The following is an 11,486-nucleotide window of genomic DNA, read 5'->3' as shown; positions in this document are numbered from 1 at the left end:
CATGGGCGGGAAAAGGACAGCCATCGTCGTCGGTGCGGGCATCGGCGGACTGACCACGGCCATCGCGCTGCGGCGCGTCGGCTTCGACGTCGAGGTGTACGAGCGGGCCCCGGAGCTGCGGGCCGCCGGATTCGGCCTCTCCGTGATGAGCAACGCCACGGCCGCGCTCGCCACCCTCGACATCGACCTCCGCCTGGAGAAGTACGGCCGGGTGATGGAGACCTACCACGTCAAGGACTCCAGGGGCAGACTGATCCGGGAGTTCCCCTTCCCCGAGATCGTCCGGAAGCTCGGCGTCCCGTGCGTGTGCGTCAGCCGGGCCGATCTGCTCACCGCGCTGCTGGACGCGGCGGCCGACGTGCCCATCACCCTGGACGCCGCCGCCGAGGGGTTCGAAGTGGCCGGCGACCGGGCCCGGGTCCGTTTCGCCGACGGCCGGTCCGCCGAGGCCGATCTCCTGGTCGGTGCCGACGGATTCAACTCGGCACTCCGCCGGCAGCTCGCCGGACCGGACGAACCCGCCCACGACAGCGGGTACATCGCCTGGCTGGGCATCACCGAGTACAGCCACCCGAGATTCCCGCCCGGCTCGGTGGTGCACTTCTGGGGCGACGGAATGCGGTTCGGTCTGGTCGACATCGGCCGGGGCCGCCTCTACTGGTGGGGCACGAAGAACATGCCGCTCCAGGAGTCCAGCACCTGGGGCGGCGGCAAGGCCGGGGTGCTGGACTCCTACTCCGGCTGGCCGGACGAGGTCCGCGAGGCGATCCGGGCGACGCCGCCCGCCGATCTGCTGACGCTGAACACCCGCGACCGCCCGTTCCTGCGGCCCTGGGGCACCGGCCCGGTGACCCTGCTCGGGGACGCCGCCCACCCCATGCTCACCAGCCTCGGCCAGGGCTCCGCCATGGCGATGGAGGACGCCGCCGTCCTGGCCCGGCATCTGCGGCACGCCCCGGACGTGCCGCGCGGACTGCGCGGCTACGAGGCGGCACGGTACGACCGGACCCGCGCGATCGTCGAAGCCACCCGGTCGATCAGCGACTTCGAGCAGTCACAGGGACCCGTGCGCCGCAGGATCCGCGACGCGTACTTCCGGCTGATGCCCCACCGGACGCTGGTGGGCAAGCTGGAGCCCGCGCTGACCTTCCCCGGCGCGGGCCCCCTCCCCGACGAATTCGAGAGGTGGAACCGATGAGTGCACGGGCGGTACGGAGGAGTCTCCCGGCGGGCGGCGCGGTCGTCGTCACGGGCGCGTCCTCGGGACTGGGCCGGGAGTGCGCGCTGGAGCTGGAGAACCGGGGCTTCCACGTTCTCGCGGGGGTCCGGCGCGGCGAGGACGGGGAGAAGCTCGTCGGCGAGTCGCTCCGCGGCCGACTGCGCTACGCCGTCATCGACATCACCGACGACGCGTCGGTACGGGCCTCGGCCGAACTCGTCGAACGCGAGTACGGCGGGCTGCGCGGCCTGGTGAACAACGCCGGCATCTGCGTCCCGGGCCCGCTGGAATGCGTCGACAGCGACCGGTTCCGCCGGCAGCTCGACGTCAATGTGGTCGGCCAGCTCGGAATGATCCGCGCGCATCTGCCGCTGCTGCGCCGCTCGCGGGGACGGATCGTCAACATCACCTCGGGACTGGGCAAGACCGCCGTTCCCTACCTCGGGGCCTACGCCGCGGCGCAGTTCGCCAAGGAGGCGATGAGCGACGCCCTCCGCCGCGAACTGACGCCCACCGGCGTGCGGGTGTCGATCGTGGCGCCGGGCGCCATCCTCACACCGATGTGGGACAAGGTGTCCGAGGCGGGCGAGCGGCTGCTGCGCGACGCGCCCGCCGGGGTGGCCGAGCTCTACCGGGCCTCCTTCGGGGCGTTCATGGAGGGAAACGGGCAGCAGTCGACGAAGAGCCTCACCACGCCCGAGGATTTCGCCCGCACGGTCGCCCGCGCCCTGACCGACGTACGCCCCCGCACGCGCTACTGGGTCGGGGCCGACGCACGCAGCGCGGGCCGATGGGCGCGGCTGCTTCCCGATTCCCTGCTGGACCGCCGTTTCAGCCCGATCACCGCTTCCGTGAGGGCGCCCGGACGGGCCGACTACGCATTCGAGTAGTGCCGTATGGATTCGCTGGACCCGTCCTGAACCCATGGATAGCCTACGCAGCGTCGAAGTGATCGACAAAATGCGGACGAATAATCCATGAAAGGTTGCCGGTCCCTTCGCACCCCGGGGAGAAGAATGGTTTCGGAGCGAGAATTCAAGGATTTCATGGCCGGCGTCTGCACTCCGGTCGCGGTGGTCACGGCGATGGCGGACGGTCTGCCCCACGGGACGACCGTCGGCTCGCTCACCTCGCTGTCCCTGCGTCCGCCCATGGTGACCGTCGCACTGGACCGCCGCTCCAGGCTGCTGCCGAGGATCCGGCGGGCCGGGCGATTCGGGGTGAACCTGCTCGGCGCCGGGCAGGACGGCGTCGCGGACATCTTCGCCTCCCCGGCCGCCGACCGGTTCGACCAGGTCGAGTGGTACGCGGACGAGGGCCTGCCGCGACTGCGGGACGCGCCGGGCTGGCTCGTGTGCCGCCCGCGGCGGTTCGTCGCCGGCGGGGACCATCTGCTGCTGCTCGGCCTGGTGGACCGTGTCTGGGGCGCGGAGGGTGCGCCCCCGCTCGTTCACGGTCACCGGACGTTCGGCACACATTCCGCTTTCACGCGGAGAAAGCACCTGTCCATCACCGATCAGATCGCGGCATTTGCTCGCTGAGGTGGAGAACCCATGACCGTCACCCGAACACATCAGGATCGCAATTCTCCGGCATCACCCGATCTGCTCCGCAGCGCGCGCGAATTGATTCCGCTCCTCGCGCGCAACGCGGAACAGGGGGAGCGCGACCGCAGGCTTTCCGAGGAATCCGTGCGATCCCTGGCGGACGCCGGAATGTTCAAGCTCTCCGTGCCCCAGCGGTACGGCGGTCACGAGGTGCCCCTGCGCACCCTGATCGATGTGTCCGCGACCCTCGCCGAGGGGGACGGCAGCGCCTCGTGGCTGGTCTCGGTGTGCAACTCGGTGGCATGGATCGTCAGCCTCTTCCCGGAACGGGCGCAGGACGAACTCTTCGGCGCGGACCCGGGGGCGAAGGTGACCGGTGTGCTCACCCCGAGCGCCACCGCCCGGCGGGTCGAGGGCGGCTTCCGGGTCTCGGGCCGGTGGGCCTACGGCTCCGGAGCCTGGCACGCCGACTGGGCCGTGGTCGGCTTCCCGGTCCCGGACTCCACGGGGCGCGTCGTCGACCAGGGCATCGCGCTGATTCCCGCCGCCGACTACAAGGTGGAGGAGAGCTGGTTCGTGACGGGCATGCGCGCCACCGGGAGCAACTCCCTGGTGGCCGAGGACGTCTTCGTACCGGAGCACCGGGTCCTGTCCGTGCCGACGGCGATGGCCGGCGACTACCCGGTCCAGCGCTCCGGCGGAAGCCTCCCCCGCTCCGCCTTCGTACAGTTCCTCACCGCGGCCCCACTGGTGGCCCCGCACCTGGGGATGGGCCGCGCGGCGCTGGAGCTGGTCAAGGCCAGGGCCGCCGACAAGGCCGTCACCTTCACCTTCTTCGAGAAGCAGCGCGACTCCACGGCCTTCCAGCTGCAGATCGCCGAGGCGACACAGAAGATCGACTCCGCGCATCTGCACGTCCACCGCGCCGCCGACGACATCGACGCGGCGGCGGCGCGCGGCGAGGCCCTGGACCCCCTGGGCCGGCTCCGGGCACGGTCCGACCTCAGCTGGGCGGTCGGGCATCTCAGCGAGGCGATCGACATGCTCCTGACCGCGCACGGCGCGGGCGGTTTCGCCGACTCCAGCCCGCTTCAGCGGATCTGGCGGGACTCGGGCACAGCCGCCCGGCACGCGATCCTCCAGCCCGCGATGATCAAGGAGATGTACGGCAAGGCGCTGCTCGGCGTCGAGGAGCAGATCTCTCCGCTGGTCTGACGCGCGGAGACCGGAGGGACCGGCGAGACCACGACTGGACACCACGGACAGGAGACGGCCATGGCCGCGCGCACGTACGACACCGAGCAGGCGAACTGGCAGCAGTTCGCCGAAACCCGTATCTACATAGGCGACCTCGCCGACGACGGGATCCCGAAATCGATGGGCGCCGGATTCGCCCTGCTGCACCCCGGCGACGTCATGGAATGGGTGCCCAGCTACGACGAGTTCATCGTCGTCCTGTCCGGCAGGTTCGCCGTGGACTTCGAGGGCGGCTCGATCTCCGCCGGACCGCACGAGCTGGTCTGGGTGGAGCGGGGCGAGCCGGTCGCGTTCCGGGCCGACGGCGAACGGGCCCTGATCGCCTTCGGCACCAACCCGCCGTGGCAGACCACCGCGGAAACCCGGGCGAGCGCGGCCATGTTCCGGCCGCTCGCCGGATCGCCCGTCGACTGACCCCCAGGAGCGCACATGTCCACCACCCCCATGCCCCTCCGGACGCTGCGACGGGAACTGAGCCCGCTGGAGCGCTGGTACTGGATAGCCGACCAGATATCACCCCTGAACGTCATCGGGCGGGTACGTCTGCACGGCCCGGTCTCCCGATCGTCTCTGCGTTCGGCGCTGAACCTGCTCCAGGCCCGCCATCCGCTGCTCCGGGTGGCGATCGAGGCCGACGCCACCGGGCGGGAACCCCGCTTCACCCCGGTGGACGACCGGCCCGTACCGCTCGACCACCGCACCCTCGGACCGGCGGACGCCGAGGACGCGTGGGCGCGGGTCGTCGACGGAGAGCTGGTCAACGGCCCTGTCGACTGGCGCACCGGACCGCTGGCCACGGCCACCGTGCTCAGCGGCCCGGGACCCGACGGCGAGGCGCACGACCTGATCCTGAGCCTGCCGCACGTCATCGCGGACGGGACCACGGTCCTCTCCCTGCTGCGGCAGTGGGCCGAACTCGCGGCCGGCCGTGCCGTCGAACCGCGTGCCGTGCTGCCCGCGACCGAGGACCTCCTCCCGGCCGGGCACCGGGGTGCGGCGGGCGAGGCGCTGGCGAAGGCGAAGGCCGAGCGGGACGAGAGCGACCTCCGCCGGTTGCGCACCCGCCGTGTCGACGCCGACCGGGCCGTGCCCTTCGAGCGCCGCCGCACCCGGTTCCTCCACCGCTCGCTGGACGCCGGGGCGCTGGACCGGCTCGCCCGGGCCTGCCGTTCGCACGGAGTCACGATCCACGGGGTGCTCGCCGCCGCGATGGTGCGCGCGGTCGCCGCGGACGCCGGGGCCGACGATTCGGCGTGGTACTCGATCGGCTCCCCGGTCGACTTCCGGGGCGACCTCGAACCATCGGTGGCCCCGGACGACGTGGGCAGCTATGTGGCGACCATTCCCTCCCTCGTCCAGTACGGGAGAGCCCGTCCGCTGTGGGAGACGGCACGGGGGATCAGCGAGGACCTCAGGGCGCGCAAGACGCGGGGCGAGCAGTTCTCCATGATCCGCATGATCGGGGTCTCCGGGCCGGACCGCCTGGCCGACAGCCTTCCCTTCGTACGGCATCTGGACGAGAAGGGACCGATCAACTTCTCCCTCTCCAACATCGGCCGGTTCCCGTTCCCCGACACGATCGGCCCCTGGCGGATGACGGGCGCGCAGTTCATCGCCTCGCTCTCGGTGGTGGGCGCGTTCGTCGCCACCGTCAACTCCAGCCACCACCAGCTCGTCTGGAACTTCACCCACGCCGAGGGAATCGTCTCGGCCGAACGCGCGGCGAGACTCGCCGACAGCTGTGTGGAGACCGTACTGGCCCTCATATGAGCCGCCGCCCGAAACCCGAGCCCGAAACCGCAGGGGAGCAGCCGCCGATGGAATCGCCGATCTTCACGCCCGCGAGCGAACTCCGCAGTCTCATCCGGGACAAGGAACTCTCCGCCGTCGAAGTCACCGAAGCGGTGCTGGCCCGCCTGGAGGCGGTGAACCCGCTGCTGAACGCGGTGGTCGCCGTCCGGGCCGAGGGCGCTCTCGCGGACGCCCGCGCCGCGGACGCGAAGCCCCCGGAGGAGCACGGTCCGCTGCACGGGATCCCGTTCACCGTCAAGGACGCCAACGAGTCGGCGGATCTGCCGCTCGCCTACGGATCGCTTCCGTTCACCGGTCACCGGCCCGGCTTCGACAGCGAGGTGGTCGCCCGGCTCCGGCGGGCGGGCGGCATCCTGATCGGCAGCACCAACATGCCGGAGTTCGGGCTGCGGATCACCACGGAGAACCGGGCGTTCCCGGCCACCCGCAACCCCTGGAACACCGCGTACGGCCCGGCGGGCTCCAGCGGCGGCGCGGCGGCGGCCGTGGCGGCCGGCATCGCCCCGCTCGCCCTGGCCGCCGACGGCGCGGGCTCGGGGCGGGCGCCCGCCTCCGCCTGCGGGGTGGTGGGGCTCAAGCCCACCCGGGGGCGCACCCCGTGGGCCCCGGCCACCCAGGAGCAGTGGGCGGGATATGTCGTCAACGGCCAGATGGCCCGTACCGTCCGCGACGCCGCCCTGATGCTCGACGCGACGGCGGGCCCGGTCGCCGGGGAGCCCTACGGACTCCCCGAACCGTCCGGTTCGTTCCTGGCCGCCTGCGACCGGCCGCCGGAGCGCCTGCGGGTCGCGTACACCTGCACCCCGCCCCACGGCACGGTCGTCCCGGAGGTGCGGGAGGTCTTCGAACGGGCGGTCTCGGTCTTCGACGGCCTGGGGGCCGAGCCGGTCGAGGCCTCGCCCGACCTCGGCGGGCTGCTCGATCCCCTGCTGACGGTCATCGCGGCGAACGTGGCCGCCATGGTCCGCGGCGTACCGCGGGAGCGCCTGTCCGAACTGGAGCCGACGACCCTCGACGTCGCGCTGCACGGCGAGCGGCTCGGCGCCGCCGACTACTCCTCGGCCATCGCCGCCGCCCAGAGCCGGGCGGCCGGGATCATACGCTTCTGGACGCGGTTCGACGTCCTGCTCACCCCCACCCTCACCGTGCTTCCCCCGCCGCTCGGGACGGCTCCGGCCGGCCCGGGGTTCACGGAGCGGTGGCGGGAGTACGCGGACTGGCTGGCCTTCGCCTATCCGTTCAACATCACCGGACAGCCCGCGATCTCGCTCCCCGCGGGCCGGGCCGCGCGGAATCTGCCGGTCGGCGTCCAGCTCGTCGGCGCGCCCGGGGCCGAGGCCCGGCTGCTGGGCCTGGCCGCCGCCTTCGAGCGCGCCCGGCCGTGGGCGGACGAGCCGCCCCGGCTCGGATGACTCACCGGGGCAGCCCTTCCAGCCGGATCGCGCGCAGCAGGGCGATGCGGGAGTTCACACCGACCTTCCGGAACAGCTTCTTCAAGTGGTAGTTGACGGTGTGCGGGGAGATCTCCAGCCGCCGGCCGATCTGCTGATTGGTCAGCCCCTCGGCGACCAGCCGGACGATCTCGTACTCCTGGCCGTTCAGATCCGGTGGCCCGGCGGGCACCGCCGGCCGGGCCCCGGTCGGGTGTCCCGGCCGTGCGGCGGCCACCTGCCGGCGCAGCGCCTGCCGCAGCGTGGCCGGCACCGAATCGACGACGAGTCGCCACAGCAGCTCATTGGTGAAGCCGACCCGTGCGTTGTCGACGGTCAGCACCCCGGTGGTGAAGGTCCGGTCCAGGGTCAGCAGCAGGGTGGACGGCGACATGTGCAGGATCGGGAGCAGGGCGTCGACCGTGCTCTCCCGGCCCAGCACGGCCGCCACCCGCAGCAGCTGGCGGCACTGGTCCGGATACTCCTGGAGCATGGTCTGAAGGAGTGCCCGCAAGCGCTGCGGTATGCGCTCCTCGACCAGCTCGGCCTCCTGGACGCCCACCCGGATCGTCCGCTCCTCGCGCATTCCCTCGACCAGCTCCACCAGCAGCTTGGGGTGCCCGCCCGCGCGGTCCAGCACCCGGGCGAGCGGGGGAGAGGGGGGTACGCCCAGGATGTCGGCGGCCACCTGGAGCGACGCGGGGGCGCGGAGCGCGTCGAGCGTGATCCGCTCGGTGTGGCCGATGGAGCCGGCGACCAGCGCGTCGAGGCTTCGCGAACCCGTCCCGCGCCGGCGCGCGACCAGCCAGACCACCTTGCTGCCGCACTGGGCGTCCCGCCGGGCGAGCAGCGCGTCGCTCGCCCTCTCTCCCAGGAAGTGGGCGTCGTCGATCACCATCAGCCTGGGCCGGTCGGCCGCTTCGTCCTCCGTCGGACCGGACCCCCCGGGCGGCCCGGAGAGCGGGAACGGACGACGGGCCGCGTAACCGAGCCGTTCCGCCGCGGTCACGCACTCGTCCAGGAACCTGGTCTTCCCGGAACCGGGCGGCCCCTCGACCGCCACCAGCGCGCAGCCGCCCCGGACGCCGAACTCCAGCGCCCGGAGTACGCGCGCCAACTCGTTCTCACGGCCGCGCAGCGGCAGCCGGAGAGGGAGCGGGGGCGGTGCGACGGGCATGGACAGGCCCTCTCTCGTATCGGTCGCCGTCACTGGACCGCCCCCTTCCCGATCTGTTCGGCCGGCCGCCGCACCACCGGCGAACCCGGCTCGGTGTCACGGTGGAACCGGCTCAGCAGCGGCCCGGTCATCAGCGTGGTGACCACGGCCATCACGACCATGGCGGTGAACAGCCGGGTGTCCAGCGCGCCCAGGCTCAGACCCACATTGAGGACGATCAGCTCGGTCAGCCCCCGCGCGTTGAGCAGGATGCCCAGCACCATGGACTCGCGGCCACTCGCCCCGGTGAGCCGCGCAGCCCCCGCGGCGCCGAGGAATTTCCCCGCGCAGGCCACCGCGACCACCGCCAGCACCATCACGAACCCCTGGGTGCCGAGCGTGGAGAGGTCCACCGACAGCCCGGTCACGGTGAAGAAGACCGGGAGCAGCAGCAGGCTGGTCTGGTCGATGCGCTCCGGCACCTCGGGCGCGGTCGCGTCGATGTGGCGGCGGGGCACGACGGTGCCGAACAGGAACGCGCCGAACACCGCGTGCAGCCCTATCTGGTCGGTGACCCACGCACTGGCCAGCAGGCCCGAGCAGAGCGTGACATGGACGATCATGCTGTTGCCCGCCCACCGCCGCTCCGGGGCCAGCAGCCAGGCCAGCGCCGGCCGGGCCACGTAGATCATCGCCAGTACGAACAGCAGCGCGCCGACGATGGTGCGCCCGAACGACCAGGCTCCGCCGGCCGTCACCATCGTGGCGACCACGGCGAGCACGCTCCAGGCGATCACGTCCTGGATCGCGGCGCTGATCAGGGCCACCGTGCCCACCCGCTGTTTCTGCAGGCCCCGTTCGAGGATGATCCGGGCGAGGACCGGGAAGGCGGTGATGGACATCGCCGCGCCGAGGAAGAGCGCCGGGCCGAGGACTCCCTCCGTCCTCAGCTGGCTCTGGTCGAGCCAGGGGAACAGCAGCAGCGCGAGGGCGGCCCCCATCGCGAACGGCAGCGCCACCGAACTCAGCGACACCAGCGCGATGTGTCTCCCGACCCCTTTCACATGCGAGAGGCTCAGCCGGTACCCGATGCCGAACATGAAGAGCACCAGACCCAGTTGGGCGAGCACTTCGAGGTACGGGCGGGCCTCGGGGGGAAAGAGCACCTCGGGCAGATCGCCGGGGAGCAGCCCGAGCAGGCTCGGCCCCAGGGCTATCCCGGCGACGATCTCGCCCATCACGGCGGGCTGTCTCACCCGCTTGGCCAGGGTGACGAACAGGAGAGCGGTGAGCAGCAGCAGCGCCAGGTCCACCAGAACGATTCCGGCCACGCTACCGCTCTCCCCGGCACTCAGGGCTGGGACATGCGTCGACACTCTTCTCCTCCTACCTTCTCGGAAAGCCGGCACGGCCGGAGTCGTCTGGTCGGGGCGGCCGGGATCGAACCGACTGCGTCTCGCTCGGCGAGAAGGTGTGCCGCTCACACGCGCCCCGTCGCAGAGGGCGGTCAGAGCACTCGCGTCAGCGCCTTCCGGTCGACCTTGCCGCTCGGGGTGAGCGGCAGGCCCGACGGCAGGCTCCGCACCGAGGACGGGATCATGTGGTCGGGCAGCTGGGCCGAGAGGCTCCGCCGCACCGAGGCGGCCACCACCTCGGCCCCCCGCGCCGGAACGCAGAACGCCACCAGCTGCTTGACGCCCGCCGCACCCTCCCGCACCACCACGGCCGTGTCGGCCACCTCCGGCAGCGCCCGGAGCCTCGCCTCGACCTCGCCGATCTCCACACGATGGCCCCGGATCTTCACCTGGTCGTCCAGCCGCCCGAGGAACTGGAGGGTGCCGTCCGGCAGCGTCTCGACCAGATCGCCCGTCCGGTAGATCCGTCCTCCGCCGGCCACCCCCGCCACCGTCCGGAATTTCGCGGCGGTCGCCTCGGGCCTGCCCAGATAGCCCCGCGCGAGCACCGGGCCGCCGATGCACAGCTCGCCGGCCACCCCGGGCGGTCGCGGACGCAGCCGCTCGTCCAGCACATACGCCTCGGCCCCGGTGATGGGACGGCCGATGCCGGGACGGTCCGGCCACAGACGCGGGTCGCCGCCGAGTTCGAGAGAGGTCACCACATGGGTCTCCGACGGCCCGTACTGGTTCACCAGCACGGCGTCGTCCAGGTGCTCGAACAGGGCGCGCACCGCGGGGGTGACCTGGAGCTGTTCGCCGGCCGTGATGACCTCGCGGAGGGAGGCCGGCCACGCGCCGACCGCGCTGGCGTGCTCCGAGATCGCCTGCAACGCGACGAACGGCAGGAACATCCGCCGTACCGAGGCGTCGTTCATCAGCTCGATCAGGGTCTGGCAGCTCCGCCGTGCCGCGTCGTCGACCACCACCAGTGTTCCGCCGGACGCCCAGGTGCTGAACATCTCCTGGAAGGACACGTCGAAGCTCAGCGCGGAGAACTGGAGGGTGCGGTCGCCGGTGCCGCAGGAGGACTGCCCGCACTGCCAGCCGATGAGGTTGGCCAGCGGGCCGTGGGGCATGGCCACGCCCTTCGGCGTCCCGGTGGACCCGGAGGTGTAGATCACGTAGGCGAGGGAGTCCCGTCCGAGGGCGGGTGCCGCCGCCGTCCGGGGCGCGTTCCCGGCGGCCGACAGGGCGTCGTCGAGCACGGTGGCGCGGGTGCCGTCCGGCAGGGGAATCCGGCCGGCGAGCGTCCTGTCGGTCAGCAGGACGTCCGCTCCGCTGTCCCGCAGCATGCCGGCGAGGCGTGCGTCGGGGTAGGACGGATCGAGCGGCACATAGGCGCGGCCCGCCTTGAGCACGCCCAGCACCGCCACGGCGATGCCGAACCCGCGTCCGAGGAAGACCCCGACCGGCCGGTCCGCGTCGCCCGCCGAGCGCAGGGCCAGGGCCAGCCGGTCCGAGTCGCGCCCCAGCTCGCCGTAGGAGAGCTTCTCGCCGCCCCGGACCACGGCGGGCAGATCGGGGTGGAGATCGCGCCTGACCTCGAACAGTTCGTGGGCGAACAGCGGTCTTCCGTCGGATTCCCGTACATCGGTCAACGGTTGCTCC

10 protein-coding genes and 1 tRNA gene are annotated in these 11,486 nt (G+C 72.2%); 7 read left to right on the top strand and 4 right to left on the bottom strand.

From position 1 onward, the window contains the following. The first annotated feature begins 1 nt into the window (after nucleotide 1). From ABD371_RS16145 to ABD371_RS16115, 7 genes are all read left to right on the top strand, one after another. Nucleotides 2-1,198, top strand: a complete 1,197-nt coding sequence (locus ABD371_RS16145) for an FAD-dependent oxidoreductase (protein ID WP_344477365.1) — start codon at nucleotides 2-4, stop codon at nucleotides 1,196-1,198. After that, nucleotides 1,195-2,109, top strand: coding sequence for an SDR family oxidoreductase (locus ABD371_RS16140; protein WP_344477363.1), 915 nt, complete (start codon nucleotides 1,195-1,197; stop codon nucleotides 2,107-2,109). The genes ABD371_RS16145 and ABD371_RS16140 overlap by 4 nt, the downstream gene beginning before the upstream one ends. Before the next feature lie 126 nt (nucleotides 2,110-2,235). Further along, a complete protein-coding gene (locus ABD371_RS16135; protein WP_344477361.1) occupies nucleotides 2,236-2,760 on the top strand; it encodes a flavin reductase family protein in 525 nt (174 codons plus the stop codon). Between the two features lie 12 nt (nucleotides 2,761-2,772). Beyond that, entirely contained in the window at nucleotides 2,773-3,981 is a 1,209-nt protein-coding gene (locus ABD371_RS16130) for an acyl-CoA dehydrogenase family protein (RefSeq protein ID WP_344477359.1), read from the top strand. Nucleotides 3,982-4,041: 60 nt separating this feature from the next. Further along, nucleotides 4,042-4,437, top strand: coding sequence for a hypothetical protein (locus ABD371_RS16125; protein WP_344477357.1), 396 nt, complete (start codon nucleotides 4,042-4,044; stop codon nucleotides 4,435-4,437). A gap of 15 nt (nucleotides 4,438-4,452) precedes the next feature. Beyond that, the gene (locus tag ABD371_RS16120; protein WP_344477355.1) at nucleotides 4,453-5,793 is read left to right on the top strand and encodes a phthiocerol/phthiodiolone dimycocerosyl transferase family protein; all 1,341 of its coding nucleotides are present in this window, start codon (nucleotides 4,453-4,455) and stop codon (nucleotides 5,791-5,793) included. A gap of 47 nt (nucleotides 5,794-5,840) precedes the next feature. Further along, the gene (locus ABD371_RS16115; protein WP_344477353.1) at nucleotides 5,841-7,247 is read left to right on the top strand and encodes an amidase; all 1,407 of its coding nucleotides are present in this window, start codon (nucleotides 5,841-5,843) and stop codon (nucleotides 7,245-7,247) included. Between the two features lies 1 nt (nucleotide 7,248). Here ABD371_RS16115 and ABD371_RS16110 read toward each other — a convergent pair whose 3' ends face one another. From ABD371_RS16110 to ABD371_RS16095, 4 genes are all read right to left on the bottom strand, one after another. Beyond that, on the bottom strand, nucleotides 7,249-8,442 hold the full coding sequence (locus tag ABD371_RS16110) for a LuxR C-terminal-related transcriptional regulator (protein ID WP_344477351.1): 1,194 nt from the start codon (nucleotides 8,440-8,442) through the stop codon (nucleotides 7,249-7,251). Between the two features lie 29 nt (nucleotides 8,443-8,471). Next, on the bottom strand, nucleotides 8,472-9,752 hold the full coding sequence (locus ABD371_RS16105) for a cation:proton antiporter (RefSeq protein ID WP_344477349.1): 1,281 nt from the start codon (nucleotides 9,750-9,752) through the stop codon (nucleotides 8,472-8,474). Nucleotides 9,753-9,843: 91 nt separating this feature from the next. Beyond that, nucleotides 9,844-9,915: transfer RNA gene (locus tag ABD371_RS16100), tRNA-Ala, on the bottom strand. 13 nt (nucleotides 9,916-9,928) lie between these two features. Further along, complete coding sequence (locus tag ABD371_RS16095; RefSeq protein WP_344477347.1) at nucleotides 9,929-11,476, bottom strand: amino acid adenylation domain-containing protein; 1,548 nt, start codon at nucleotides 11,474-11,476, stop codon at nucleotides 9,929-9,931. Nucleotides 11,477-11,486: the final 10 nt, after the last annotated feature.

The organism is Streptomyces amakusaensis, from assembly GCF_039532665.1.
In the GTDB taxonomy this organism is placed as follows: domain Bacteria; phylum Actinomycetota; class Actinomycetes; order Streptomycetales; family Streptomycetaceae; genus Streptomyces; species Streptomyces amakusaensis.
Note: the sequence above shows the minus strand (reverse complement) of the source record. Positions and strands in the feature narration are given on the sequence as shown.

Excerpts from the sequence above, each read along its gene's own strand:
- ABD371_RS16130 (WP_344477359.1), top strand. The coding sequence starts at position 2,773 with ATGACCGTCACCCGAACACATCAGGATCGCAATTCTCCGGCATCACCC.
- ABD371_RS16120 (WP_344477355.1), top strand. The coding sequence starts at position 4,453 with ATGTCCACCACCCCCATGCCCCTCCGGACGCTGCGACGGGAACTGAGC.
- ABD371_RS16110 (WP_344477351.1), bottom strand. The coding sequence starts at position 8,442 with ATGCCCGTCGCACCGCCCCCGCTCCCTCTCCGGCTGCCGCTGCGCGGC.
- ABD371_RS16140 (WP_344477363.1), top strand. The coding sequence starts at position 1,195 with ATGAGTGCACGGGCGGTACGGAGGAGTCTCCCGGCGGGCGGCGCGGTC.
- ABD371_RS16115 (WP_344477353.1), top strand. The coding sequence starts at position 5,841 with ATGGAATCGCCGATCTTCACGCCCGCGAGCGAACTCCGCAGTCTCATC.
- ABD371_RS16125 (WP_344477357.1), top strand. The coding sequence starts at position 4,042 with ATGGCCGCGCGCACGTACGACACCGAGCAGGCGAACTGGCAGCAGTTC.
- ABD371_RS16145 (WP_344477365.1), top strand. The coding sequence starts at position 2 with ATGGGCGGGAAAAGGACAGCCATCGTCGTCGGTGCGGGCATCGGCGGA.
- ABD371_RS16135 (WP_344477361.1), top strand. The coding sequence starts at position 2,236 with ATGGTTTCGGAGCGAGAATTCAAGGATTTCATGGCCGGCGTCTGCACT.